Here is a 25,315-nt window from a genome sequence, read left to right on the forward strand (position 1 = left end):
CGGGGTCTGAAGGGTATCACTATCAGGCGCTTAGCAGCTGATTCATACGACGAATGAACAGGTTCGGATCGTCCAGCGTCCCACGCTCAGCCAGCAGAGCTTGATCAAGCAGCAGTTCGACCCATTCGCCAAACTCTGCTTCATCAGAAACGTCAGCCGCGCGTTTAATTAACGCATGATCCGGATTTAGCTCAAAAATGTACTTCACTTCCGGTGCTTGCTGGCCCGCTGCCGCGAACAGCTTCGCCATCTGCGTGCTCATCTCATCCGCATCCGTCACGACAATCGCAGGTGTATCAGTCAAACGGTAGGTGAAACGCACGTCTTTAACGCGCTCGCCCAGCAGGGTTTTCACACGTTCAACAAACGGCTCCAACGCTTTTTGCGCTTCTTTCTGTTCCTCGTTTTCTTCGTCAGCCAGTTTATCCAGTGCCTCATCGGCCTTGCTGACTGACTGGAAGGATTTACCGTCGAACTCAGTCAGGTAGCTCATCATCCATTCGTCAATACGATCGGACAACAGCAGAACCTCGATACCTTTCTTACGGAACAGCTCCAGATGTGGGCTGCTCTTCGCCGCCGCATAGCTGTCTGCCGTGATGTAGTAGATCTTGTCCTGACCTTCCACCATCCGACTAACGTAATCTTCCAGCGACACTGTCTGCGCGGAGCTGTCAGATTGCGTGGTAGCAAAACGCAGCAGTTTCGCAATCGCTTCACGGTTGCTGCCGTCTTCTGCCGGGCCTTCTTTCAGTACCAGACCGAACTGCTGCCAGAACGTCTGGTATTTTTCCGCGTCGTCTTTCGCCAGTTTGTCCAGCATTTGCAGCACGCGTTTGGTCAGCGCATTACGCAGGTTTTGCGTCACACGGCTGTCCTGTAAAATCTCACGGGAAACGTTCAATGGCAGATCGTTAGAATCAATCAGGCCGCGAACAAAACGCAGGTAGTTCGGCATGAATTGTTCGGCGTCATCCATAATAAAGACGCGCTGAACGTACAATTTCAGACCGTGTTTATGATCGCGGTTCCACATATCCCACGGTGCACGGGCAGGGATGTAGAGCAAGCTGGTGTATTCCTGCTTACCTTCCACACGGTTGTGGCTCCAGCTCAGCGGATCGGAAAAGTCGTGGGAGATGTGTTTATAGAATTCGTTGTACTCATCATCGCTGACTTCAGACTTACTGCGCGTCCACAGAGCCTGTGCCTTGTTAATTTTTTCCCAGCTAACGGTGGACTCACCACCTTCTTCTTCACTTTCCGTCCGGGATTCAATTTCCACCGGCAGCGCGATGTGGTCGGAATATTTGCTGATGACGGAACGCACACGCCAGTCATCCAGAAACTCGTCTTCGCCTTCACGCAGATGCAGAGTGATTTCCGTTCCACGGTCGTCTTTGGTGATGTCAGCGATGGTGTAATCGCCTTCCCCGGCAGATTCCCAGTACACGCCCTGATCGGCATTCGCGCCCGCAGCACGCGTACGCACGGTCACTTTATCTGCCACGATGAAGGCAGAGTAGAAGCCTACACCGAACTGGCCAATCAGTTGGCTATCTTTAACCTGATCGGAACCCATCGATTCAAGAAACGCCTTGGTGCCGGATTTCGCAATCGTACCGAGATTATCAATCACTTCATCACGGCTCATGCCGATGCCGTTATCAGAAATCGTCAGCGTGCGTTTTTCTTTGTCCGTAGATACCCGCACACGCAGGTCGCCATCGCCCGCATACAGTTCCGGTGCAGACAGCGCACGGAAACGTAGCTTATCTGCCGCATCGGAGGCGTTGGAGATCAATTCACGCAGAAAAATTTCTTTGTTGGAATAAAGCGAATGGATCATCAAATGCAGGAGTTGCTTAACTTCAGACTGGAACCCGCGAGTTTCTTGGCCTTTCATACTCATTATTGCTTACCTCAATCCTAATATTATTCAGGCTGATTAAACTGACGATAAGTAGCAAATGGGGATAAACCGGGGGGATTTCAAGGGGTAAATTTCAGCGAAAAAAGAAAACGGTGAGATGAAAGAGGAAAACAAGACTGCGGCTGCCAGATAATGATGCTGGCAGCCGACAGATTAAAACCGGAAAGGCTGACGGCCCGCGAGCGAATGGGAAAGCGTGGTGCCATCGACCATTTCCAGCTCACCGCCAACGGGAACGCCGTGTGCAATGCGGCTGGCCATCACGCCGTGTTGCGCGCACAGTTCCGCGATATAGTTTGCCGTAGCATCGCCTTCTACCGTCGGATTAGTAGCCAGGATCACTTCGCTTATCGATTCCACTTGCAGGCGCTCTTCCAGCCGCCCCAAACCGATATCGTCCGGGCCAATGCCATCAAGCGGCGACAAATGTCCCATCAGTACAAAGTAACGACCGGCAAACTGTCCCGTCTGTTCGATAGCCTGAATGTCCGCCGGGCTTTCCACCACGCAAATCTGCCCGTTTTGCTGGCGGCGCGAGTTCGAACAAATCGCGCACACGTCCTGCTCGGTGAATGTCCGGCAATCGCTACAGTGACCGATTTCGGACATCGCCCGCGTCAACGCCTGCGCCAGACGCATACCGCCGCTGCGGTTACGTTGCAGCAGTTGAAACGCCATGCGCTGTGCCGATTTGGGCCCAACGCCCGGCAGGCAGCGCAGCGCTTCCATCAATGATTCAAGAAGCGGACTGGTCTGCATCAGAACGGCATCTTGAAGCCCGGCGGCAGTTGCATACCGCTGGAAACAGACGCCATTTTCTCTTTCTGCGTTTCCGCGATGCGGCGGGCGGCGTCATTGAATGCCGCAGCAATCAGATCTTCCAGCATCTCTTTGTCATCTTCCATCAGGCTGGGATCGATTTCTACGCGGCGACAGTTATGCGCACCGTTGATCGTAATTTTCACCAGACCCGCGCCCGATTCGCCCGTGACTTCCAGATTCGCCACTTCTTCCTGCATCTGCTGCATTTTTTCCTGCATCTGCTGGGCTTGCTTCATCAGGTTGCCAATTCCACCTTTACCAAACATAGTTTTCTCTCTATCACGTCGGGCTGCGCACTCGCAGCGGTTAAACAGGGCGGATACTTTCTTCGTCCAGTTCCGCATCAAAGAAACGCCGCAGCGTTTGAATCGTTGTATCGGCCAGAATCGACTGACGCGCCTGCGTCAGTTTCTCTTCGTATATAGCCTGACGCCACTCCAGCGGCGTCCGCACCGCCGGGTTATCGTCTTCAGTAATCAGTAATTCTACAGGATGCCCGTAGTGGGCCGTCAATGCGTCCGCCAGCGTCTTTTGCGCCGCAGGCGAATTCAGATGCCGCTGGGATGAACGCAGATGCAGATGAATCTTGTCTGCCTCTTCGCTCTCTTTAAACGCATTGAGTGCCAGCTGTTGTACCAGCTTTGGTAGCGTCAGGCGATGGATTTCCGCCGCCCAGGCATCCCGCTCCAGTGACTCTTCCGCCAGCCGTGCCGCCAGTTCTGGCGTTTTTTCGTGCTCTAATGCTGAACGCAGCGCTTTTGGCGTTGCGATATCGACCTTCTCTTCTTCGACTTTATTCTGCGCCCGCCAACGATACGCTTCCGGCTTTTTGGGCTCGGAGGGAGACGTTTTCGCGTTTTGCCGTTGAATGCTGCGCTCAGTCACCGAAGCCAATCGCTCCAGCGCTGAGGTTGCCGGCCGCGTGTTGTCAGACGCTGCCGGATCAGCCTTTTTTGGTGGTGTACTCCCCTGTTTTCGCAGCAGTTGGCTGCGAGCCTGTAGCAATTGGGAAGTCGCATCAGGCAATTCACTCTCACCATGCGGCTGCTGAGAAGCCGATGAGGCAGAGGGTTCCCCTAACGGTGGCGAATACGCGGATGCATCCATCGGTGGTTCGGGAGAATAAATGGGTGCCTGTACGTCAGCCAGAGGTTCATTGTTCTGCGGCGCTGGCGTACGAGTCCTCACCGATGCAGCGGCAACAGGCTGCGGCGGCACGGCGGGTTGAGTAACAGGAGCTCGCGCAGCCTGAGCAGGCGCAGCACTCACCGGCGCTACAGGTTCGGCGATAATCTGGCTGGGATGAAACGCCAGCGCTCTCAGTAGCGTCATTTCAACGCCCATGCGACGATCTGGCGCAAAAGGCAGCTCTTTGCGGCCAATTAACATCGTCTGGTAATACAACTGCACGTCCGCAGGCGGCAGCGCACGCGCCAAATCCCGCATGCGGGCTTCAACTGCGGCGTAATCATCACCCAGCGCAGCAGGCAGCAGTTGAACCATCGCAATGCGGTGTAATAGCGTCTGGGTTTCTACCAGCAGCGATTCCCAGTCCACACCCCGAGCCGCGACCTGATCTAACAGCGACATGACCTGTGCACCATCGCCTTTCGCCAACGCCTCAATAAGTGCCAGCGGTTGCTCATCGTCCAGCGTGCCCAGCATTTGGCTGACTGAAGCGGTCGTGACCTGCCCCTGCCCCATAGCAATAGCCTGATCGGTCAGGCTCAGCGCATCGCGCAAGCTCCCATCGGCGGCACGCGCCAGAAGCTGTAACGCACGAGGTTCGCTGATGAGATTCTCTGCCTGCAATACCTGTTCTAGGTGCGCACGAATCTGTTCGACATCCAGCGCTTTGAGGTGAAATTGTAGGCAGCGTGACAGAATGGTCACAGGCAATTTCTGCGGATCGGTAGTCGCCAACAAGAATTTAACGTGCGGAGGGGGTTCTTCCAGCGTTTTCAACAGCGCATTAAAGCTGTGACGCGATAGCATGTGTACTTCATCAATCAGGTACACCTTGAACCGCCCACGCGCGGGGGCATATTGCACGTTATCCAGCAGATCGCGCGTATCTTCTACTTTAGTGCGAGACGCGGCATCGATTTCGATCAAATCGACAAAACGGCCCTGTTCGATTTCACGGCAGTTATCACATTGGCCACAGGGCGTTGCCGTCACGCCCTGTTCGCAATTCAGCCCTTTTGCCAGCAAACGGGCAATCGACGTCTTCCCGACGCCACGGGTGCCAGAAAACAAATAAGCGTGATGGATTCTGCCTAGGGAAAGGCCGTTAGCCAGCGCGGTCAGGACATGTTCCTGACCGACAACGTGGGTAAAGGTTTGGGGACGCCACTTACGGGCAAGAACCTGATAGCTCATCAATACCGCAACAGTCGAGTTATTGAGGCAATCATGCTAACACAGCCACGCCGCTATCGGCGAGACTGTTATGATTAATGTCCGGGGAAGTCAACCAGGCTATAGCAGGTGACACCCATCTCGGTCAGGCGTTGCTCGCCACCCAGATCGAACAAATTGATGATAAAAGCGGCATCACTGACCGAACCACCCAAACGACGGATCAATTTCACTGTGGCTTCAAGCGTACCACCGGTTGCCAGCAGATCGTCGATCACCAGCACATTATCACCAGCGGAGATTGCATCTGCATGAATTTCCAGCGTATCTGAACCGTATTCCAGCTCATAGCTTTCACTGATCGTCGGACGTGGCAGCTTGCCCGGTTTACGCACGGGAACAAAACCCACGCCCAGCGCCAACGCAACCGGAGCGCCAAACAGGAAACCACGCGCTTCCGTACCAACAACCTTCGTCACACCGGTGTTGCGGTAACGGTTTGCCAGCATCTCAATACTGGCTGCATAGGCCACAGGATCTTCCAGCAGGCTGGTGACATCACGGAACAGTATGCCCGGCTTCGGATAATCGGGGATGCTTTTGATACTGTTTTTAATTAATTCTGCCTGCTGCTGGGCTGTTACGGTCATCATAGTTGTGCCTGATAAAACGTTCTGAACATACAAATGCCGGTCACCACAAGGCTTTCATCATCGCATGAGGTGATGAAGAGGCATTATGACAAAGAGGAAAATGGCGACCCGCGCACGAAAACGGTCAAATTTAGTCAAAGTGACGGGCAAATGCAACTATCCGCACTCTGGGTGCGTATTTTTTGTATTCCCGTCACAGAGGCTGCCGCTTACGCTATCTTTTCGGATCCGCGCCCTGCGTTTGTTGTTCTGGATCAATCACGGGTAAACGAAGCATGAAGGTCAACAAAATAGCCAAAATGACCAATAGCAAAATCCTGACCCAAACCAGTTTGACCAGCCAGAGCGAAAGCGCAAACGTTAACAGAATCATGGTGACTGCCTTCCATTTTGCGCCCGGCGGCAGTGCCCGATGCTGCTGCCAATGGCGCAGATAGCTGCCAAACCAGGAGCGGTACAGCAGCCAGTCATGGAAACGCGGGGACGAGCGGGCAAAACACCAGGCGGCCAGTAGCAAGAAAGGCGTTGTCGGTAATAAAGGTAACACGACGCCCAACGTTGCCAGCACAACGGAAACCCACCCTAATATAATCAGCAACACGCGATACATATTCACCTTTATACGTTGTTCGCTATCAATAGGTTTTGTCTACTCAATATGCTTTGTCTACGATAATGTCCATCACACTTTATCACCACCTTGCCTGATGAATTAGTTAAGATATCCTCATGCAGGGTACTAAGGCGATGTTGGCTAACGATTATCAATACACCACGCGCCGACTTGCTGAATCATCAGCCTTACCGTAAGGGAAACCAGTGAACACGCACCGATTGCTACAGGCGCTTGAACAACAAATTACTACGCTGGCGAAAGAACTCGAACCGCTGGCGGATAAAGCCGTGCCGCAATCGCGCTTTGATCGCCAGCTTTTTAGCAGCTATGGCACCCGACTACGGGATTATCGCGCCGAAGTTGAACAAAATTTGCAGACAATAAAACAGTTGGTCGCAGAGCAACGCACCGAGCGTGTGGCATTTCTGGCAGAAAAGCTGGTCAGCCAGATAGCCGCACTACAGCGTGAACTGGCAACCCAGTCATTACGCAGGCAAGAGCAGCATGCGGCCCCGACGCCGGAAGATGTGTATCACAAACTGGCAGAACATCAGGATTATGAACGCCGTTTGCTCTCTATGATTCAGGATAGAGAAAGTCTGCTCATTGCGCAGACGCTTTTCAGCGAGCAACAGCGATTGCAAAAAGAACTGGCAGCGCTGGAAGGACGACTATCACGCTGCCGTCAGGCGCTGTCGCGACTGGAGCGCCAGATCGAACGCCGGGAGCGAGGGCTATAGCGCGGCGGCATCGCCGAGGAAAAAAAGGAACGACTTCATGTCACTTGAAAACGCCCCACCCGAAATCAAACTAGCAGTCGATTTGATTATGTTGCTGGAAGAAAACCAGATCGAACCACGTATTGCGCTAGCTGCTCTGGAGATTGTACGTACCGATTTTGAGAAAAAGCTCTCGCCAAAAGAAAGCGATGCAGACCTCATCATCAAAGATCACCCAGGTGATTAGAGAGAAGAGGCGTTAGCGCCGTTGAGCGACGGCTTACTCAGCGGGTTTACGTAGCGCCGGGCTAAAATGCAGCATATCGATAAAGGCATCCACAAGCGCCGGAGCTTCCTGATCGAGATCGAAACTCTCCGGCATAAATAGCCAGTTCTCCATTACGCCGGAAAAATAGGCACGCAGCGCAATCGCTGCACGGCGGGGATGAATGTCCGTCGGCAACATGCCCAGACGAATGCACTCAATCAGGTTTTCTTCAATGTCGACATAGCAGGAAAGATAAAGTTCTTTGCGCGCATTGTACGATTGCAGCATTTCACCGACAAACTCACATTTGTGAAAAGCAATCTCCATAATGGAACGCCAGTGAGTATCACTAACGGTTAAACGCAGCATATAAATCAATAATTCACGCATCACGCGGAGTGGATTATCAGGGAATTTTGTCTGATACTCTATTTCAAACTCACTGATTTTTGACTCTGCCAGCGCCCAGATCTCATCGAAAATTTCGGTTTTGTTCTTAAAGTGCCAATAAATAGCACCGCGAGTCACACCAGCAGCAGTTGCAATGTCGGACAATGAAGTCGCAGACACACCATGCTCAGAGAACACTCTTAACGCAGTATCCAGTATCTGTTGTCGGGTTTCCTGAGCCTGTTTTTTAGTTTTTCGCGCCATGATAGTTTGGTTTTTCGTGCCATATCGCTGTATTTGAAGGAAATTAAGATTTACATACATTCAAGTATGTTTGTAACATAGCACGAACATAAGACTATAGCAGCAATGGGTTTTTGGGCTTGTGATCCATTGGTCAATTTCAAATCGGACACTTGAGGTTTATCTATGAACAAAAACAGAAGGCTAACGCCTCTGGCGGCAGTTCTGATGCTTTCTGGCGGCTTAATGCTCGCAGGATGTGATAGCGGCAATAATCAGCAAGACGGCGCACAGCAGCAGATGCCTGAAGTGGGTATTGTTACGCTGAAAACGGAAGCACTGAATGTGATGACCGAGCTGCCGGGCCGTACAAGTGCTTACCGCATTGCCGAGGTTCGCCCACAGGTCGGCGGAATTATCCTCAAACGCAATTTTATTGAAGGATCTGACGTTAAAGCGGGCGCATCGCTGTATCAGATCGATCCGGCGACCTATCAGGCAAGCTACAACAGCGCCAAAGGTTCACTCGCTCAGGCTCAGGCTCAGGCAGAAATTGCTAATCTGACCGTTAACCGCTATAAACCGCTGTTGGGCACCAACTACGTCAGCAAGCAGGATTACGATCAGGCCGTTGCCACTTCCCGTCAGGCTGATGCTGCCGTTCAAGCAGCTAAAGCAGCAGTGGACACCGCACAAATCAATCTGGCTTACACCAAAGTGAATGCTCCCATCGAAGGGCGCGTGGGTAAATCTACAGTCACGGAAGGCGCATTGGTGGCAACTGGGCAAGCCACAGCACTAACAACCGTGCAGCAGCTTGATCCGATCTATGTTGATGTCACGCAGTCCAGCAATGATTTCCTGCAACTCAAAAGAGAGCTGGAAAACGGTACGCTGAAACAAAGTGCAGGCAAAGCCAATGTCCGACTGCTGTTGGAAAACGGTACTGAATATACCGAGGCAGGTACATTGGAATTTTCTGATGTCACGGTAGATGAAACCACTGGTTCCATCACGCTGCGCGCCATTTTCCCTAACCCACAGCACAACCTGCTTCCTGGTATGTTTGTACGCGCGCGTCTTGATTCCGGTGTTAACCCGACGGCCTTATTAGTGCCGCAGCAAGGTGTCACCCGCGATCCACGTGGCCAGGCTACCGCCATGGTAGTTGGGGAAGGCGATAAAGTGGAACCTCGCACGCTTACAACCAGTAAGGCAATTGGTGACAAATGGTTGGTTACCGAAGGCTTGAAAGCGGGCGATCGCATTATTGTTACGGGTCTGCAAAAAATCAGACCCGGTGCGCAGGTGAAGGCTAAAGAAGTCGCTCAAGAAAATCAGCAGGCGCAGCAAGCGCCAGCAGAACCCGCGAAGCCTTAAGACGTTCTAACAGGAGCCGGTATAATTCATGGCTAAGTTTTTTATAGATCGACCCATTTTTGCATGGGTACTCGCCATCATGGTGATGCTGACGGGATTGCTGGCAATTGTTAAATTACCGATTGCCCAGTATCCGACGATCGCACCACCCGCGATTGACGTAACGGCAACTTATCCAGGGGCCGATGCATCAACGCTGCAAGATTCCGTGACGCAGGTTATCGAACAGAATATGAACGGTATCGATAACCTGATGTATATGTCATCAAGCAGTGACTCTTCTGGTACGGTTCAGATTACGCTGACGTTTGAGGCAGGTACGGATCCGGACATCGCGCAGGTTCAGGTGCAGAACAAACTGCAACTGGCTATGCCACTGCTACCGCAAGAAGTACAGCAGCAAGGGGTTAACGTTCAGAAATCCAGTAGCAGCTTCCTCATGGTTGCCGCCTTCATCAGTGAAGACGGCAAAATGTCACAGGAAGATATCGCTGACTACGTGGCTGCTAACGTTAAAGATCCTATTAGCCGGACATCCGGCGTGGGTGATGCACAACTGTTTGGTGCCCAATACGCGATGCGTATCTGGTTGGATCCGAACAAGCTGAATAATTACCAACTAACCTCAGGTGATGTCACCGCCGCGATCAAAGTTCAAAACAACCAGATTGCCGCAGGGCAACTGGGTGGCGCGCCACCGGTTCCTGGCCAGCAGTTGAACGCATCGATCATTGCGCAAACCCGACTGAATTCAGCAGAAGAGTTTTCTAAAATACTTCTGAAGGTTAACGCTGATGGATCTCAGGTTCGCCTTAAAGACGTCGCACGCGTTGAGCTGGGCGCAGAAAATTATGACACGATTGCACGTTTTAATGGCCAGCCCGCTGCCGGTATTGGTATTAAATTAGCAACGGGCGCGAATGCGCTGGATACGGCAACTGCAGTAAAAAATGCATTAACCAAAGCGGAAGAATTTTTCCCTGCCGGCCTGAAAGTCGTTTACCCCTACGACACAACGCCCTTCGTTAAGATCTCGATCAACGAAGTAGTGAAAACGCTGGTAGAAGCCATCGTACTGGTATTCCTGGTTATGTATCTGTTCTTACAGAACTTCCGTGCCACGCTAATCCCAACTATCGCGGTGCCGGTCGTCTTGCTGGGGACATTTGCTATCCTCTCTGCATTTGGTTATTCCATTAACACCTTGACGATGTTCGCGATGGTTCTCGCCATCGGGCTTCTGGTAGATGACGCCATCGTCGTTGTGGAAAACGTGGAACGTGTCATGGCGGAAGAAGGTCTGTCGCCTAAAGAAGCAACCAAACGTTCTATGGAGCAAATCCAGGGCGCGCTGGTTGGTATTGCGCTGGTGCTGTCTGCGGTATTCGTCCCGATGGCGTTTACCGGTGGTTCCACAGGGGCAATCTACCGCCAGTTCTCCATCACAATCGTTTCGGCAATGGTGCTGTCGGTACTAGTCGCGTTGATTTTGACGCCAGCACTTTGTGCAACCTTGCTCAAACCGATTGCCAAAGGCGATCACGGTGAGAAAACAGGCTTCTTCGGCTGGTTCAACAGGCTGTTTGAGAAAAGCACGCATCATTACACCGATAGCGTAGCCAATATCCTGCGCAGCACGGGTCGTTACCTGGTCATCTATCTGCTGATTGTTGTCGGTCTGGCGCTGTTGTTCTTACGTTTACCGACCTCCTTCCTGCCAGACGAAGATCAGGGGGTTCTCCTGAACATCGTTCAGTTGCCTTCAGGGGCAACGCAGGAAAACACCCAGAAAATCATGGACAGAATGACGCAATACTATCTCGAGAACGAGAAAGGTAACGTCAAGTCTGTGTTTACCATAACAGGCTTCGGGTTCTCGGGTCGTGGGCAGAATGCCGGTCTGGCTTTCGCCAGCCTGAATGACTGGAGTGAACGGAGCGGCGCGGAGAATAAAGTTCAGGCCATTGCAGGAAGAGCTAACGCGGTCTTCAGCCAGTATAAAGAAGCTATCGTTATTGCCGCCAACGTTCCTGCAATTATCGAACTGGGTACTGCGACAGGTTTCGACTTCCAGTTGATTGACCAGGCTAACCTTGGCCATGCAAAACTGACGGAAGCACGTAACCAACTGTTGGGTATGGCCGCACAACGCCCTGATACGTTAGTACAGGTTCGTCCAAACGGAATGGAAGATACCCCGCAGTTCCGTCTTGATATCGATCAGGAAAAAGCACAGGCGCTTGGTGTGTCACTGTCGGACATCAGCTCAACGTTGGCGACAACGCTGGGCGGCTCGTACGTGAATGACTTTATCGACCGTGGTCGTGTGAAGAAAGTTTACGTTCAGGCCGATGCACCTTTCCGTATGCTACCGGATGACATCAAAAACTGGTACATCCGCGGTAGTAACGGACAAATGGTGCCATTCTCTGCATTTACACAGAGCCACTGGGAATATGGTTCACCGCGTCTGGAGCGTTATAACGGCCAGCCATCCATGCAGATCCAAGGCGAAGCCGCACCAGGTAAGAGTACCGGTGAAGCCATGGCATTGATGGAGAACTTTGTTACCCAATTACCGCAAGGTATCGGCTACGAATGGACGGGTATGTCCTATCAAGAGCGGTTATCCGGCAACCAGGCACCTGCAATCTATGCCATTTCATTGATAGTCGTGTTCCTGTGTCTGGCAGCACTTTATGAGAGCTGGTCAATACCGTTCTCCGTTATGCTAGTTGTTCCATTAGGGATCATCGGTGCATTGATTGCGGCAAATATGACAGGTCTTGAAAATGACGTTTACTTTAAGGTGGGCTTGCTGACAACCATAGGGCTATCCGCGAAGAACGCCATATTGATCGTCGAGTTTGCTAAAGATCTGATGGAAAAAGAAGGGAAAGGACTGATAGAAGCAACGCTGGATGCCGTTCGTATGCGTTTGCGCCCAATCTTGATGACATCCCTTGCCTTTATCCTGGGCGTGATGCCGCTGGTAATCAGTAGCGGCGCAGGCTCCGGTGCACAGAACGCCGTTGGTACTGGCGTAATGGGCGGGATGATTACCGCAACCGTGCTGGCTATCTTCTTCGTTCCAGTGTTCTTTGTGGTTGTCCGCCGTCGCTTCGGCAAGAAAGTAGACGACACAACAGCGCACTAAGACAGCCCCATATCTACTCTGAAAGGCCGCCTCGCGGCCTTTCAGACTGCTGACGAACCCCACGTTTTCAGGTGGGGTTCTTTTTTTAGCGACCAAAGGTCGCGATCGCGAGATTTTTCCATAACCCAGGCATCTGTGTTTTCTCTCCGACTGAGGGGGCTTTCCGGCCTTCTACGCACGCTTTCAGCCACCGATAAAGACTATAAAGTAGCGCCAGCAGCGCCATCTTCTTCATATTTTGTGCCGTCGCCGCCAGCAGGCACTGCATCTGGACTTTCGTCAGGCCACGGTACCGCGCATACCGGTGACCATGATGTTGTTTCGCATCCGCGAAGCTCCTTTCCACCGTCTCCTTACGTCGGGCGTACACCTTTTTACCCTATTTCGTCAGCCGCAGCCTGTTCGCCTCTTCCTTCGACGCCTCCCATACGTGTCGCGTTATCGTTTTCTGCATCTGTCTGCTGGTCGTGCATTTCTCCCGTAACGGGCATACCGCGCAGCGCATTTTATCTGACCGGTAATGCCGGTAGCCGTTACGGTCTGTCGTACCGTGCGTCAGGCGCTGTTCCGCCGGGCATATATACACATTGTTCTGCGGGTCATACGTGAAGTGCTTCTTCTGGTACGCATTCTGTCCTTTGTTCGGCCTCCGGTAACCCGGTACCAGCCTGATGCCCATCTCCTGTGTCAGATGGCAGACCGCTGAGGTGAAGTAACCTGCGTCCACGCCCACCGCCACCGTATCCAGACCGAACCGCGTTGTCTGACGCTTAAGACGGCCGATGAACGGCTGGCTGTCATGCACATTCCCTGGCGTGACGAAGGTATCGGTGATGATGCCGTGTTTCCCGTCCACCGTGCGGTGGTCAAGGTAAAAGAAGCCCTTCGGTTTGTTGTCCCGGTGCATGAAGCCGCTCTCCGGGTCGGTGGTGCTGACTTTGGTGTTCTTAACGGCGGCGGCGCTTTCTGGCGTCTTTTTTACGCCGGGCAGCGGCTTTTTTTCGTGCTGCTTCCGGTCGGCCTACACGGCGGCATTCAGCGCTGCAAAATATTCGCTGACGCCTTCCGGACGCGGCTCATTCACCGCCTTACGCGGGTTCGCGTCGGCTTTAAGGTGGGTACTGTCGGTATAGAGCACCCGGTCGTTCGCCATTCCCTGAGTCAGGGCCTGCGCCACGATATGGTCAAAAATGTGCTGAAAGACATCGCTGTCATTAAACCGGCGGATGCGGTTCTGGCTGAGGGTGGAGGCGTCAGGGACTTTCTCCGTCAGGCCCATGCGCAGGAACCAGCGGTAAGCCACATTGACCTGGATTTCTTTCACCAACCGGCGTTCAGAGGGGACGCCGAACAGATAGCCCAGGAGCATCATTTTAATCAGCCGCACGGGGTCAATAGCCGGGCGGCCATTGTTGTGGCAGTAAAGATGTTTTACCGCATCGCGGATAAATTCGAAGTCGATGGCGGCATCGATTTTACGTACGAGATGGTCTTTCGGGACCAGTTCATCAAGGGTGATGGTTTCAAACGGGTACTGCTGAGGGAAAGGTTCTCTGAGCATGGTGGTCAGTCCATTATCCATTACTTGCACTGACCTTATTAGATCAAAGTCCTGCCCTTACGACCAGGACTTTGTCATCACTCTGAAGGCCGCCTCGCGGCCTTTTTTATTCCCAGATCCTCTTCCCTTTCAGGTCGACTAACTCGTGCCAAGCAGCGCTGTTTACCTCTTTATCCGTGTCTATAGTGACTTAGGGGATGCAACAGCCTCAACACAACATAATGGTTGATCCTGATGCCAAAAAAGCGCAATATTATTACGTTATAACATAACAAAAGGAGCAGATATGAAAGCAGGTATTCATCCTGGCTATCGCACCGTGGTATTTCATGATACCAGCGCAGATGTCTATTACAGGACGGGATCAACGATTAAAACCGATCGAACCATTGAACTGGAGGGTACCAGCTCCCCTTACGTCACCATTGACGTATCTTCGGCATCGCATCCCTATTACACCGGGAAGCAAAAAGAGTATTCCAAAGAAGGCAGCACGGCGCGCTTCCAGCAGCGCTTTGGGAACTTCTTCAAGTAATCAGAGAGGGTTATTAAATGCAGGTGCTTAGTTCGCTGCGTTCAGCAAAAAATCGTCACAAAGATTGTATTGTGGTCCGTCGTCGCGGTCGAGTTTACGTTATATGCAAATCTAATCCGCGCTTTAAGGCCGTGCAAGGCGGGAAAAAGAAAAAAGGTTAATCTTTCTCGACCCCATCCCGTACAGTCTGTGTTATGACGTTAACAAGACTGTACGGGATGCGCGCATGAAAAAACTTATGAAACAATAAGATAATCCGCACCAACATAACTTATCCACTGAACAATCTCTTCGCATTCCTTCTGCCATTTCTCATATTTTCAGATAGAAATAATTAAATAATCCGCAGCCGAGTTTATTCTATGCTCATTGTTACAACAAAAAATCTGAGAATTAATCAAAATAAATAGCGGTAAAAACCTTACCTATTATCCGCGAATTTTACGAACGCTTTTGCTATAGTCATATATAGAATGACGTAACCATAACCAACATGGTATAGCTATACTTAAGGTTAAGTCATGATAGGTTGGTATTTACGCCAACCCTATTTCACGACATAGTAGAGAGTAGGAGGTACAAACATCTCTGTTGTCTCCTTCATTGCTGAACAAATCACAATGGCTCAATGCTCTGTTTGTCACAACATGAATACGAAACAGCGTTAACGTTTTATCTTGCAAGTTTCATCAGTCTACCTGTTTACCAGGTGTTAACCGCAGTAACACTGAATAACGGCTTAACGGAGGGATTGATATGGATGAGTACACACCAAAACATTATGATATTGCCCAACTCAGATTCTTATGTGAGAATCTGTGTGACGAAAGCATAGCAACGTTAGGTGATAGCAGTCACGGCTGGGTCAATGATCCAACATCTGCGATCAATCTCCAATTAAATGAACTTATTGAGCATATCGCTACGTTTATTCTCACATTTAAAATAAAATACCCTAACGAAAGTGAGCTTTCAGAGCAGGTTGAAAAGTATTTGGATGATACTTACGTCTTGTTTAGCAACTACGGTATTAATGATGCTGAGCTGCGGTGCTGGCAGAAGTCCAAAGCAAAATTATTCGGAATGTTCTCAGGGGAGAACGTCTGTACGCCTGCTAAAACTTAAGCAATAATTTATTTATATTTTTTAACCACCAGGTACTGTTTGCATAGGCCATTATGAAAAAAATTGACTATTTGATGCGTTTGCGTAAATGCACAACCATTGACACCCTCGAACGCGTTATTGAAAAAAACAAGTATGAGCTATCCAATGATGAACTGGAGATGTTCTTTTCCGCTGCCGATCATCGTCTGGCAGAACTGACGATGAACAAACTCTATGACAAAGTGCCTACTGCGGTATGGCGATACGTCCGTTAATTTCCAACGAAACGCATACAAAAACTGACATTAAATACACTGCGCCGATAATATTATCGGCCTTTGTTTTTATTATCTTTTTAACGTATTAATCGAGTAAGACTTGTAACAAATTGTATTTTTTAATATTAAGTAAGAATGAATTTTACTTCATACCACTACGCTTATTTCCCCACCGTTTATCATTTATAACAACCGTATCGATAACATCACTAATAGTATATCCAGTGATGAAAACAGAAGAGGTAATAATTGGCGCAATTATTACTCACCTGGTAAAGATGCACGATATCCTTCCGAAGAAACAAAGAACGGTAAAACGGAGAGCGGCAGTTCAGATCTTATGTGTGCCAAAGAGTAGATTTATGGCAGAAAGCGTTGGGTTTACGCCCGGAAGAAGATGAAGGCTACTCTGACGACGAAGCGGCTATAGAAGAGCAGAAATGGTGGAGGCCCTGCCAGCTACATCCCGGCACACACGTTTCCTGCTGCGGCTGCTTCCTTCCGGACCTGACCGAATCCACAGGTTAGTGTTGCGGGAGAACCGACAGGGCCTCCATTGACGACTTTATAACAGCTCGCACATGATAACGACAGCGTGTCACAAAGCGGTGGGCATTATCGGCGATGGGATAAGCAATTGCAAGCTAACACAGACTAACCGTTGTTTTCTTACCCACCCCACTGTGCCACTATGATACCCAATCAGTTTAGGAACAGCAGGAACATCCGCTGATGTCAGAAGAAAACGATAATTTCCGCCAACGCGTTTTTCAAATCGTCGCGGCCATTCCTTACGGAAAAATAGCGACCTATGGCGACATCGCTCAGCTTGCCGACTCCCCCAGGGCATCAAGGCAAGTAGGAGGTGTATTAAAACGTCTGCCGAAGGACAGCAAACTCCCCTGGCATCGGGTAATCAATCGTAAAGGCGAAATATCGCTGGTCGGTGGAGACTATGTGCGTCAGAAATCAGCGCTGCAAGCAGAGGGCGTTATTTTCAATCGTCAGGGAAAGATTGAACTGGCGAAATACCGCTGGCAATACGCGCCATAGCGGCGCGTATGCAGCTCATGTTACCAGGTTGCCACAGGTGACGATGCAGGTTGCCCCTGAAGCATATGAGAGGTCTCATTCGCCGGGTTGGATATCATCGATCCCTGATTTTTAGCCGGTAGAGGAACAGAGGCGACAGGGACCAGCACCAAATCGGCGTTATTGACCCCGTTGCTAATGACCGACAAGACGTTCTCCGTCACCATCACGACGCGATTATCAATTGCAACTGCTGCACTGAGTAAGATACGTGCGTTGGGTTGAATATCAGCCGGATTATACGGTAACTCGAATTGGAAAGGTGCCTGCTTTCCTTCTGTTCTCGTCACCCGCTGAGTAATGACTTTTGAAGGCGCATCTGCCAGCGATGCATCAGACACCGTAACGGTTAACACGGCGTTGTGAGGGAGCGTAATGCGCTGACGAATATTCACAGTACCGGTTACCGCTGGCATGGCAACAACCGGGTGCTGTGAAGACACACTGGTGACAGGTGCACCAGTTTGAGGAGATACGCCATAATCCCCCCTCTGTGTGCATGCAGCCAGAGCCACCGATAACGTGATACCACCTAAGATATGCCATAATTTCATTCGGTCAGTCTCCTTTATTATTGTCAGACTACCAGTATCGAAAACTGGTACTCATAAAGAGTATGATTCACCCAACACAATAATAATGGTGCAAAATTCTGATATTTTCCTTAAAGCCACATATTTATTGTAGTGAAAAGCCATAATTAGATATTTTAAACCTTACAAAACAAACATATAACTCGCCATTTTCATCTATTGGGGCTGATACCATGAGTCAACCACTACAACACCTTCTCGACCTCCTGCATTTAGAGAAGCTCGAAGAAGGGCTATTTCGCGGACAAAGCGATGATTTGGGACTGCGCCAGGTCTTTGGCGGGCAAGTCGTAGGCCAAGCCATGTCAGCCGCCAAACAGACCGTTCCCGTAGAACGTAACATTCACTCTTTCCACAGCTACTTTTTGCTGCCCGGCGACAGCCAGAAACCGATTATTTATGACGTTGAAAACCTGCGCGATGGCAACAGTTTCAGCGCCAGACGCGTCAGTGCCATCCAGAATGGTCGCCCTATCTTTTATATGACGGCCTCGTTTCAAAGTCATGAAGAAGGGTTTGAACACCAGAATGTGATGCCTGAGGTTCCACCGCCAGAAGCGCTGAAATCCGAGCAGGAAATCGCGCAAGATATGCAGCATCTCCTGCCGCCCCGCTTTCGCGATAAATTCATTCAGGCCAGCCCGATTGAGATGCGTCCGGTTAAATTCCATAACCCCCTAAAAGGCGAAGTGGACGAACCGGTACGACATGTCTGGTGCCGGGCCTGCGGCCCATTGCCGGGCGATAAGCGTATTCACCAATATCTGCTTGGCTATACCTCTGACTGCAACTTCCTACTCACAGCCTTACAGCCTCATGGCGTTGGCTTTTTGGAGCCGGGTATGCAGGTCGCCACGATTGATCACTCAATGTGGTTCCACCGTGATTTCAGGTTGGATGACTGGCTGTTATACACCATAGAAAGTACATCCGCATCCGGTGCTCGTGGCTTTGTCCGTGGGCAGTTCTATACCCGAGAAGGCGTGCTGGTTGCATCCAGCGTACAGGAAGGGGTGATGCGCCGCCGCCAATCGTAAAGACTGTGGCAGCCTCATAACGTAAAACGGGCGTGGAGGAAACTCCACGCCCGTTTGTTGCATTTGGACAAGCTCAATTATTGGTTGTAAGCACTCTCACCATGGCTGTTGATGTCCAAACCTTCGCGCTCTTGATCTTCAGGAACACGCAGGCCGACAATCATATCCGCCACTTTGAAAGCGATGAATGCCACCACGCCAGACCAAACCAGAGCAATGATCACACTGAATAACTGGACCCAAACCTGATGCGCCATCGTCACGCCTTCCGCATAGCCCGTGCCACCTAAAGATGCCGAAGTAAATACACCAGTCAGAATGCAACCAACGATACCACACACACCATGTACACCAAATACATCACATGGGTCATCCACACGCAGCCATCTTTTCAGTACCGTAACGCCCCACAGACCGGTAATACCGCCAGCCAGACCGATGATCAGTGCACCACCGACGCCAACCGTACCCGCTGCTGGTGTGATTGCCACCAGACCCGCGATACAACCGGAGCATGCACCCAGCAGAGAAGGCTTACCGCGCACCATCCACTCACCACCAACCCACGCCAAAATCGCAGCAGCAGTAGCGACAACCGTGTTCAGGAAAGCCAGAGCAGCAATACCGTTTGCGGCACCCGCAGAACCTGCGTTAAAGCCAAACCAGCCGATGTACAGAATCGCCGTACCGATAAACACCATCGGCAGGTTATGTGGTTTGAAGGCTTCTTTGCCAAAACCAGCACGTTTGCCCAGCAAATAAGCACCAACCAACCCAGCGACCGCGGCGTTAATGTGAACCACCGTACCACCCGCGAAGTCCAGCGCGCCATCCAATGCCAGATAACCACCGCCCCACACCATGTGCGTCATCGGTAGATAGGAGAATGTCAGCCACAGCGCAACGAAAATCAGTACAGCAGAGAAACGGATACGTTCAGCAATCGCCCCGACAATCAGCGCAACGGTGATGCAGGCAAAGGAAGCCTGGTACGCCACGTGTACAAATTGATAGTAGGTGCCGCTAATCGATTCAATTCCGATGCCTTTCAGCATAAACGTACTGAAGCCACCGAAGAAGGCATTACCTTCGCTGAAAGCCAGGCTATATCCGTAAACCACCCACAAGATACAAACCATCGCGAATGTTACGCTCACCTGCGTCATCATGGACAGAACGTTCTTCGAGCGGATCAGGCCGCCATAAAACAGTGCGATGCCCGGTATAGTCATAAAAAGTACCAGCGCGGTACAAATCATAATAAAAGCGTTATCCGCTTTATCAATCGTCGGTGTTGCAGCCATTGCCCAGGACGGGAGTAATGCCGCCACACCGAGACCTAATGAAGAGAGTAATTTTTTCATTTTCATCCATCCCTATTTACGTATCTACGTTAGGTGTTGTTAAAGTGCGGCTTCGTCAGTTTCACCCGTACGAATACGGATAACCCTTTGCAACTCGGCGACAAAAATTTTGCCATCACCAATTTTTCCGGTGTACGCCGCTTTGCTGATAACATCGATCACTTCATCCAATTGGTCGTCTGCAATCGCAATATCAATTTTTACTTTGGGTAAAAAGTTAACGCTATATTCTGCACCACGGTAGAGTTCCGCGTGCCCCTTCTGACGACCAAATCCTTTCACCTCAGTGACGGTGAGCCCCTGGATGCCGACAGAAGATAACGCTTCACGTACATCTTCCAGCTTGAATGGTTTTATCACCACAGTAACCAGTTTCATTTGTCTTCCCCCTAGCCATTACGTTCAGGCTTTCGCCCGTCACTTGTTCGATTACGTGCTCTATGAAGTAGGTCTACGTCATGACTAAAGCAAAGGGTGTGCCATAAATGATTTATCTGGCATAAATCAGGAAAGAGAACGCGATTAACGATAAGAAAGGGCAAAAAGAAAACACAGCGGGAAAGAAATGCAGGAAGAACCGGGCAAGAATTGCACTATTTTAGTGCGCGAGGGGTGTTTTCAGTGCAGTACAGGTAAAAACCGGAATCACGATGCTTACTGATGGTGCGAAGCCGTGAGCAGACTGTCAGTCTGCACCACTCAAGGCGGTGCAGACCACAGAATGACAGCTAATAGAGTTAGGCAATGCAAGGCTCAGTGCTGGTGGCTGCAAGATCCTCTCCGGCGAGTTGCAACTGATACATTTGATAATAGCGCCCTTGCTGTTGCAGCAGTTGATCATGTGTTCCCCGTTCAACGGTTTGTCCATGATGGAGCACCATAATCGTGTCGGCCTCAACGATAGTAGAAAGCCGATGGGCGATGATAATCAAGGTCGTCTGTTCCCTGATGATACGGAGCGCCTTTTGCACCGCCTGTTCCGTGCCAGAGTCAATATTCGCCGTCGCTTCATCGAGAATCAAAATCTTAGGCGTTTGCACCAGTACCCGCGCTATCGCCAACAGCTGCTTTTGTCCGGTAGACAGGTTATTCCCCTGCTCGCCAATGCGCGTATGCAGCCCTTCAGGGAAAGCCCGAACCAGTTCGACAAGCTGTACCACTTCCAGCACGTGCCAGACGGCTTCTTCGCTGATATCACGCCCCAGCGTCACATTCACAAACATGGATTCCGCCAGCACAACCGGATCCTGTTGCACCATTGCCACATTTTGGCGCAACACCGCATGAGAGAGCATCGACAGCGGGCGGCCATCCAGCCGAATCTCACCTTCATCCGGCGCGTAATACCCCATCAGCAAGCTGGCTAGCGTACTTTTCCCACTGCCGGTATGCCCGACCAGCGCGACGAACCCGCGCTCTGGGATCGTCAGCGAGATATTCTGTAGCACGCGTTTTTCTGTACCATATGAGAAAGAGACATCGTCAATATCGACGCGCCCCGTCGCCAAAGGACGCTCGTCATCGCCGTAGCTCTGCTTTTTGCCATCCATCAATTCAAAGATACGTTCACCAGCGACGACCGCCTGCTGCAACATGGATTGCTGGGTTGTCAGTTCTATCAGCGGTTCATTCAGACGGCCCAAATAGTTGATAAACGCGTACAAGACCCCGACGCCAACCGATCCCATCGAACTGAAACCAAATTGGATCAACAAACCACACAGCACCATCGCAGCAAACAGGCTCAGCAGTGGCCGCAGCAGGAAACCTTCCAGACGCAACGCCTTCATTCGCACGTCATAATGCGCGTGGCTGGCGGCCCCCAGTTTCTTGCCAAAGCGGGCCTGCTGGCGAAACTGCTGAATGACGCCCATGCCATTAATCACTTCGTTGAAACCATCATTAATGTCGGCCAGATAGCTTCGCACCTTGCGTACAATCGGCGTACTGAAACGATGGTACAGCGCCATGACCACCGCGACCGCAGGGAAAATCATCAGCGCAATCAGCGCCATCTGCCAGCTCAGGCTGAACATCGCCACCAGCATCGCACCGACCAGCGCCGCACTGCGTAATACCGTTGACACCACCATGACGTACAGATCTTTGACGACCTCGGTGTCATTGGTGACGCGTGAAATCAGTTGTCCAACGGGTTGCGTATCGAATGTGCTCAGTGGCTGGCGCAAAGCCGCATCCATTACATCAATGCGCAGTTGCTGAACGACACCGACCGCTACGCGGTTAAACAACAGCGTCTGAAAATAGTGCAGCAGTGCCGCCAGAACTTGCAGCAGGATGTAGGCCATCGCCAGACCCGCCGCAATCGCCAGCGGGAATTCGCCTTTGGCCACCAGAACATCAATAAAATAACTCACCAATATAGGGCCGGAAACTTCTGCGGCAGCAGCAACCCACAACATCACGACACCTGACATCAGCGGTTTTCGCCAGGGTGAACCATAGGCCAACAGGCGTTTCAGGGTTGGCCAAAACTGTTGAGGGCTATTCATTTTTTCGTTCCTTCCACCAGCGGTACATCATCCAGCGCCGCCTCCAGCTGTTGATAGCGGTGCATATCCCGATACCAGCCGGGTTCTGCCGCCAGCGCCCGATGTGTGCCACGCTGCACCGTTTGTCCTTGCTGCAACACCACGATTTCATTCGCTTCAGTGAGGGCTGACAGGCGATGCGCGCTGATGATCAACGTCCGTTTTTCGCCCCATGTTTTAAGATTCTGCAAAATCTGGTGCTCTGTTCGCCCATCCACCGCAGACAGCGCATCGTCCAGCACCAGAATTTCAGCATCCAGCAGCAGCGCACGGGCAATCGCAATCCGCTGTTTTTGACCGCCAGATAACATCACACCACGCTCACCCACCTCAGTCTGGTAACCCTGAGGCAAACGCAGAATGTCGTCATGAACGCTGGCAAGCCGCGCCGCCTGTTCAATCTCTTGTTGCGTGGCATCAGGTCGACCGAGTGCAATGTTTTGCGCCACCGTGTCCGAAAACAAGAAGGGCATTTGCCCGACAACAGCAAAACGGCTTCGTAGTTCATCCAGCCGGATAGCATTCAATGGACGATCGTGATAACGAATCTCTCCCGATTGGGTATCGAAATGACGCAAAATCAACGCCAGCAGCGTACTTTTACCCGACCCCGTCGGACCACATAATCCCAACATATTGCCTGGAGCCAGCGTAAATTGAATGTGCTGTAAGGCATCGCGGGTATTATCCAGGTAGCGAAACGCGGCGATGTTCACCGCCAACACGCCCCGCTCGGCGGGCAATGATTCCTCGCCGTCTTTCACCACGAGTTCTTCCGCCAGTAACTGACGAATACGGCTATATGCCGCGCTACCGCGCTCAACAATGTTAAACATCCAGGCCAGCGCCAGCATCGGCCATATCATCAATCCCAGATACATAACAAAGCTGGTCAACAAACCTAACGTCAGCGAACCGTTAATCACCATCCAACTGCCGCCACCAATCGCCAGTAAATTCGACAGCCCGACAGCAATATAGATGGTGGGGTCGAAGCGGGCATCAACGCGGGCGACGTGCATATTTTTGGCCCCGGCTTCCGCCGCAACCTGCGCAAAACGTGCTGATTGATAGTTTTCCAACCCAAAGGCTTTAATCATGCGAATGCTGGTCAAGCTTTCCTGCGCCTGATCGTTCAACGAAGAAAACGCGGCCTGTGCGGATTTAAAACGGTTATGTAACTGGGTACCGTAGCGTTTGATGAAAATCGCCATGACCGGCATCGGAAGCAGCGCCAGCAGGGTCAGTTCCCAACTGATCTGCGTACACATGACAACCAGCACCGCACAGCCCATCACCATCGAATCGACCAGCGTTAGCACACCTTCTCCAGCGGCAAAGACCACGCGATCGACATCGTTAGTGGCACGTGCCATCAGATCGCCGGTACGGTGACGCTGGTAAAACGCCGGATGCTGGCGACTCAGTTGACGGTAAAAATCCTCCCGTAACTCAACCGCCAACTGGTATGAAGCACCGAACAGGAACACGCGCCACACATAGCGCAGTAGATAGACCATGACGGCAGTCAGCAGCATCACGCCAATCCACTTCATCATTTCGGCCATCGACATGCCGTGTTGCGTCACGCCATCGACGATCACGCCAACCAGTTTAGGAGGAAGCAATTGCAGAATGGCAATCACAATCAATAGCGCAATCGCACCCAGATAGCGCCGCCATTCACGGCGAAAATACCAACTCAGTTGAGCAAACAGTCTCACGCGGTTTTCATTCCAATAGCCAGACGGGTCATGACAGACTCAGAAAAGTGATTATACAAAAGACGGATATACACTAAATAATTCAAGTTTCAGGAAGGCGGCAAGAGAAGGAATCCCGATGAGCTTACTCAAGTAAGTGATTCGGGTGACTGAATGCTGCCAACGCACATGCAACTTGAAGTATGACGAGTATGAACGATGAATCACAGGGATAAGGGCAATGCCGTGGTATGTTTGATTCGTTCCATAGCAAAGCTAGATGTTACATCGACCAACCCGGGAATACCATTCACCAGCCGCTTATAGAAATCATCATAGCTTTTCATATCAGCAACCTGAACCTGCATCAGGTAATCGTATTCGCCAGCCATACGATAAAAAGCCAGCACTTCAGGCATATCGGACACTACGCGGGTGAAGGTCTGATACCAGTCGCGGTTGTGCTGCTGCGTCTTCAATAAGACAAACGCCGTCAGCCCTAATCCCAGACGCTCATTATCCAACAGCGCCACCCGAGCCCGGATAATACCGTCTTCTTCAAGACGCTTTAGGCGTTTCCAGCACGGCGTGGATGTCAGATTAACCGCATCGGCCAGCGTCTGTAGCGAAAGCGTACAATCCTGTTGCAACATACTCAGCAGGGTGCGATCAATTTTATCCAACATAGTTTTTACCTAATTAGTTTTTACCTGATATAGCTTTACCCACTATAGTGCTGCGCGATAGAAAACTTCCCCTACTTTCCGCCATTAAGAGAGAAAAGCAATGTTCTTGCCGTTTAAAGCCACGCGAATAGCATTATTGGCACCATCGGCATGCGATAGACGTCAATGGACGTCGTTGCACAGACCCAGCCGTCGCCATGATATTTGAGGTAACAACTTACCGCTCGACTTGCATAGCAAAATCATCCCTATTAAAACAATTCAG

23 protein-coding genes, 1 other RNA gene and 1 pseudogene are annotated in these 25,315 nt (G+C 51.1%); 10 read left to right on the forward strand and 15 right to left on the reverse strand.

Annotated elements, in window-relative coordinates; genetic code table 11:
* Positions 1 to 22: 22 nt before the first annotated feature.
* From htpG to O1Q74_RS14605, 6 genes are all read right to left on the reverse strand, one after another.
* Positions 23 to 1,906 (reverse strand): molecular chaperone HtpG, encoded by a 1,884-nt coding sequence (htpG, locus tag O1Q74_RS14580; protein WP_271878944.1) that lies wholly within the window; start codon positions 1,904 to 1,906, stop codon positions 23 to 25.
* Between the two features lie 180 nt (positions 1,907 to 2,086).
* Positions 2,087 to 2,692, reverse strand: a complete 606-nt coding sequence (gene recR, locus O1Q74_RS14585; RefSeq protein WP_180742276.1) for a recombination mediator RecR — start codon at positions 2,690 to 2,692, stop codon at positions 2,087 to 2,089.
* Positions 2,692 to 3,021, reverse strand: coding sequence for a YbaB/EbfC family nucleoid-associated protein (locus tag O1Q74_RS14590; protein WP_005976112.1), 330 nt, complete (start codon positions 3,019 to 3,021; stop codon positions 2,692 to 2,694). The genes recR and O1Q74_RS14590 overlap by 1 nt, the downstream gene beginning before the upstream one ends.
* A 40-nt stretch (positions 3,022 to 3,061) precedes the next feature.
* Positions 3,062 to 5,137, reverse strand: coding sequence for a DNA polymerase III subunit gamma/tau (gene dnaX, locus O1Q74_RS14595; RefSeq protein WP_271874123.1), 2,076 nt, complete (start codon positions 5,135 to 5,137; stop codon positions 3,062 to 3,064).
* Positions 5,138 to 5,211: 74 nt separating this feature from the next.
* Positions 5,212 to 5,766 (reverse strand): adenine phosphoribosyltransferase, encoded by a 555-nt coding sequence (gene apt / locus O1Q74_RS14600; protein ID WP_117590688.1) that lies wholly within the window; start codon positions 5,764 to 5,766, stop codon positions 5,212 to 5,214.
* Positions 5,767 to 5,983: 217 nt separating this feature from the next.
* Positions 5,984 to 6,379 carry a DUF454 family protein gene (locus O1Q74_RS14605; RefSeq protein WP_271874124.1) on the reverse strand — a complete coding sequence of 132 codons (396 nt, stop codon included), beginning with the start codon at positions 6,377 to 6,379 and terminating at the stop codon, positions 5,984 to 5,986.
* A 209-nt stretch (positions 6,380 to 6,588) separates the two neighbouring features.
* Between O1Q74_RS14605 and priC the strand changes: the two genes are divergently transcribed.
* Together priC and rsmS are read left to right on the forward strand one after the other, a co-directional pair.
* Positions 6,589 to 7,125: a primosomal replication protein gene (priC, locus tag O1Q74_RS14610; RefSeq protein ID WP_271874125.1), complete on the forward strand. Its 537-nt coding sequence runs from the start codon at positions 6,589 to 6,591 to the stop codon at positions 7,123 to 7,125.
* A 37-nt stretch (positions 7,126 to 7,162) separates the two neighbouring features.
* Positions 7,163 to 7,351: a pleiotropic regulatory protein RsmS gene (rsmS, locus tag O1Q74_RS14615; protein WP_271874126.1), complete on the forward strand. Its 189-nt coding sequence runs from the start codon at positions 7,163 to 7,165 to the stop codon at positions 7,349 to 7,351.
* 33 nt (positions 7,352 to 7,384) lie between these two features.
* Here the strand turns inward: rsmS and acrR are convergent, their stop codons facing one another.
* Complete coding sequence (acrR, locus tag O1Q74_RS14620; RefSeq protein ID WP_271874127.1) at positions 7,385 to 8,026, reverse strand: multidrug efflux transporter transcriptional repressor AcrR; 642 nt, start codon at positions 8,024 to 8,026, stop codon at positions 7,385 to 7,387.
* Positions 8,027 to 8,191: 165 nt separating this feature from the next.
* Between acrR and O1Q74_RS14625 the strand changes: the two genes are divergently transcribed.
* Entirely contained in the window at positions 8,192 to 9,385 is a 1,194-nt protein-coding gene (locus O1Q74_RS14625; RefSeq protein ID WP_271874129.1) for an efflux RND transporter periplasmic adaptor subunit, read from the forward strand.
* Between the two features lie 28 nt (positions 9,386 to 9,413).
* The gene (locus O1Q74_RS14630; RefSeq protein ID WP_271874131.1) at positions 9,414 to 12,542 is read left to right on the forward strand and encodes an efflux RND transporter permease subunit; all 3,129 of its coding nucleotides are present in this window, start codon (positions 9,414 to 9,416) and stop codon (positions 12,540 to 12,542) included.
* Between the two features lie 85 nt (positions 12,543 to 12,627).
* Here O1Q74_RS14630 and O1Q74_RS14635 read toward each other — a convergent pair.
* Positions 12,628 to 14,103 (reverse strand): annotated as a pseudogene (locus O1Q74_RS14635) (IS1182 family transposase).
* A gap of 286 nt (positions 14,104 to 14,389) precedes the next feature.
* Between O1Q74_RS14635 and O1Q74_RS14640 the strand changes: the two are divergent.
* The 4 genes from O1Q74_RS14640 (at position 14,390) to O1Q74_RS14655 (ending at position 16,020) form a co-directional block, all read left to right on the forward strand.
* A complete protein-coding gene (locus tag O1Q74_RS14640; protein WP_271874133.1) occupies positions 14,390 to 14,638 on the forward strand; it encodes a type B 50S ribosomal protein L31 in 249 nt (82 codons plus the stop codon).
* Positions 14,639 to 14,655: 17 nt separating this feature from the next.
* Entirely contained in the window at positions 14,656 to 14,799 is a 144-nt protein-coding gene (ykgO, locus tag O1Q74_RS14645; RefSeq protein WP_005976091.1) for a type B 50S ribosomal protein L36, read from the forward strand.
* Positions 14,800 to 15,394: 595 nt separating this feature from the next.
* The gene (tomB, locus tag O1Q74_RS14650) at positions 15,395 to 15,763 is read left to right on the forward strand and encodes an Hha toxicity modulator TomB (protein WP_271874138.1); all 369 of its coding nucleotides are present in this window, start codon (positions 15,395 to 15,397) and stop codon (positions 15,761 to 15,763) included.
* Between the two features lie 53 nt (positions 15,764 to 15,816).
* Positions 15,817 to 16,020 carry an HHA domain-containing protein gene (locus O1Q74_RS14655; RefSeq protein ID WP_005976087.1) on the forward strand — a complete coding sequence of 68 codons (204 nt, stop codon included), beginning with the start codon at positions 15,817 to 15,819 and terminating at the stop codon, positions 16,018 to 16,020.
* A gap of 453 nt (positions 16,021 to 16,473) precedes the next feature.
* On the opposite strand, the gene ffs is transcribed toward O1Q74_RS14655, so the two are convergent.
* Positions 16,474 to 16,570: signal recognition particle sRNA small type (ffs, locus tag O1Q74_RS14660), an RNA gene on the reverse strand.
* A 185-nt stretch (positions 16,571 to 16,755) separates the two neighbouring features.
* On the opposite strand from ffs, the gene O1Q74_RS14665 reads away from it, so the two are divergent.
* Positions 16,756 to 17,076, forward strand: a complete 321-nt coding sequence (locus tag O1Q74_RS14665) for an MGMT family protein (RefSeq protein WP_271874142.1) — start codon at positions 16,756 to 16,758, stop codon at positions 17,074 to 17,076.
* A 20-nt stretch (positions 17,077 to 17,096) separates the two neighbouring features.
* On the opposite strand, the gene O1Q74_RS14670 is transcribed toward O1Q74_RS14665, so the two are convergent.
* Complete coding sequence (locus O1Q74_RS14670) at positions 17,097 to 17,669, reverse strand: YbaY family lipoprotein (protein ID WP_271874143.1); 573 nt, start codon at positions 17,667 to 17,669, stop codon at positions 17,097 to 17,099.
* 212 nt (positions 17,670 to 17,881) lie between these two features.
* On the opposite strand from O1Q74_RS14670, the gene tesB reads away from it, so the two are divergent.
* Entirely contained in the window at positions 17,882 to 18,745 is an 864-nt protein-coding gene (tesB, locus tag O1Q74_RS14675) for an acyl-CoA thioesterase II (protein ID WP_271874145.1), read from the forward strand.
* 77 nt (positions 18,746 to 18,822) lie between these two features.
* On the opposite strand, the gene amtB is transcribed toward tesB, so the two are convergent.
* From amtB to O1Q74_RS14700, 5 genes are all read right to left on the reverse strand, one after another.
* The gene (gene amtB / locus O1Q74_RS14680; protein ID WP_271874146.1) at positions 18,823 to 20,109 is read right to left on the reverse strand and encodes an ammonium transporter AmtB; all 1,287 of its coding nucleotides are present in this window, start codon (positions 20,107 to 20,109) and stop codon (positions 18,823 to 18,825) included.
* Positions 20,110 to 20,148: 39 nt separating this feature from the next.
* Positions 20,149 to 20,487 carry a P-II family nitrogen regulator gene (gene glnK / locus O1Q74_RS14685; RefSeq protein WP_002208627.1) on the reverse strand — a complete coding sequence of 113 codons (339 nt, stop codon included), beginning with the start codon at positions 20,485 to 20,487 and terminating at the stop codon, positions 20,149 to 20,151.
* A gap of 359 nt (positions 20,488 to 20,846) precedes the next feature.
* The gene (locus O1Q74_RS14690; protein ID WP_271874252.1) at positions 20,847 to 22,622 is read right to left on the reverse strand and encodes a SmdB family multidrug efflux ABC transporter permease/ATP-binding protein; all 1,776 of its coding nucleotides are present in this window, start codon (positions 22,620 to 22,622) and stop codon (positions 20,847 to 20,849) included.
* A complete protein-coding gene (locus tag O1Q74_RS14695) occupies positions 22,619 to 24,385 on the reverse strand; it encodes a SmdA family multidrug ABC transporter permease/ATP-binding protein (protein ID WP_271874254.1) in 1,767 nt (588 codons plus the stop codon). The genes O1Q74_RS14690 and O1Q74_RS14695 overlap by 4 nt, the downstream gene beginning before the upstream one ends.
* A 203-nt stretch (positions 24,386 to 24,588) precedes the next feature.
* Complete coding sequence (locus O1Q74_RS14700; protein WP_271874256.1) at positions 24,589 to 25,050, reverse strand: Lrp/AsnC family transcriptional regulator; 462 nt, start codon at positions 25,048 to 25,050, stop codon at positions 24,589 to 24,591.
* Between the last annotated feature and the right edge of the window lie 265 nt (positions 25,051 to 25,315).

The sequence above is a fragment of the Pectobacterium sp. A5351 genome (assembly GCF_028335745.1).
Lineage (GTDB): Bacteria > Pseudomonadota > Gammaproteobacteria > Enterobacterales > Enterobacteriaceae > Pectobacterium.

Excerpts from the sequence above, each read along its gene's own strand:
- htpG (WP_271878944.1), bottom strand. The coding sequence starts at position 1,906 with ATGAAAGGCCAAGAAACTCGCGGGTTCCAGTCTGAAGTTAAGCAACTC.
- recR (WP_180742276.1), bottom strand. The coding sequence starts at position 2,692 with ATGCAGACCAGTCCGCTTCTTGAATCATTGATGGAAGCGCTGCGCTGC.
- O1Q74_RS14590 (WP_005976112.1), bottom strand. The coding sequence starts at position 3,021 with ATGTTTGGTAAAGGTGGAATTGGCAACCTGATGAAGCAAGCCCAGCAG.
- dnaX (WP_271874123.1), bottom strand. The coding sequence starts at position 5,137 with ATGAGCTATCAGGTTCTTGCCCGTAAGTGGCGTCCCCAAACCTTTACC.
- apt (WP_117590688.1), bottom strand. The coding sequence starts at position 5,766 with ATGACCGTAACAGCCCAGCAGCAGGCAGAATTAATTAAAAACAGTATC.
- O1Q74_RS14605 (WP_271874124.1), bottom strand. The coding sequence starts at position 6,379 with ATGTATCGCGTGTTGCTGATTATATTAGGGTGGGTTTCCGTTGTGCTG.
- rsmS (WP_271874126.1), top strand. The coding sequence starts at position 7,163 with ATGTCACTTGAAAACGCCCCACCCGAAATCAAACTAGCAGTCGATTTG.
- acrR (WP_271874127.1), bottom strand. The coding sequence starts at position 8,026 with ATGGCGCGAAAAACTAAAAAACAGGCTCAGGAAACCCGACAACAGATA.
- O1Q74_RS14625 (WP_271874129.1), top strand. The coding sequence starts at position 8,192 with ATGAACAAAAACAGAAGGCTAACGCCTCTGGCGGCAGTTCTGATGCTT.
- O1Q74_RS14630 (WP_271874131.1), top strand. The coding sequence starts at position 9,414 with ATGGCTAAGTTTTTTATAGATCGACCCATTTTTGCATGGGTACTCGCC.
- O1Q74_RS14640 (WP_271874133.1), top strand. The coding sequence starts at position 14,390 with ATGAAAGCAGGTATTCATCCTGGCTATCGCACCGTGGTATTTCATGAT.
- ykgO (WP_005976091.1), top strand. The coding sequence starts at position 14,656 with ATGCAGGTGCTTAGTTCGCTGCGTTCAGCAAAAAATCGTCACAAAGAT.
- tomB (WP_271874138.1), top strand. The coding sequence starts at position 15,395 with ATGGATGAGTACACACCAAAACATTATGATATTGCCCAACTCAGATTC.
- O1Q74_RS14655 (WP_005976087.1), top strand. The coding sequence starts at position 15,817 with ATGAAAAAAATTGACTATTTGATGCGTTTGCGTAAATGCACAACCATT.
- O1Q74_RS14665 (WP_271874142.1), top strand. The coding sequence starts at position 16,756 with ATGTCAGAAGAAAACGATAATTTCCGCCAACGCGTTTTTCAAATCGTC.
- O1Q74_RS14670 (WP_271874143.1), bottom strand. The coding sequence starts at position 17,669 with ATGAAATTATGGCATATCTTAGGTGGTATCACGTTATCGGTGGCTCTG.
- tesB (WP_271874145.1), top strand. The coding sequence starts at position 17,882 with ATGAGTCAACCACTACAACACCTTCTCGACCTCCTGCATTTAGAGAAG.
- amtB (WP_271874146.1), bottom strand. The coding sequence starts at position 20,109 with ATGAAAAAATTACTCTCTTCATTAGGTCTCGGTGTGGCGGCATTACTC.
- glnK (WP_002208627.1), bottom strand. The coding sequence starts at position 20,487 with ATGAAACTGGTTACTGTGGTGATAAAACCATTCAAGCTGGAAGATGTA.
- O1Q74_RS14690 (WP_271874252.1), bottom strand. The coding sequence starts at position 22,622 with ATGAATAGCCCTCAACAGTTTTGGCCAACCCTGAAACGCCTGTTGGCC.
- O1Q74_RS14700 (WP_271874256.1), bottom strand. The coding sequence starts at position 25,050 with ATGTTGGATAAAATTGATCGCACCCTGCTGAGTATGTTGCAACAGGAT.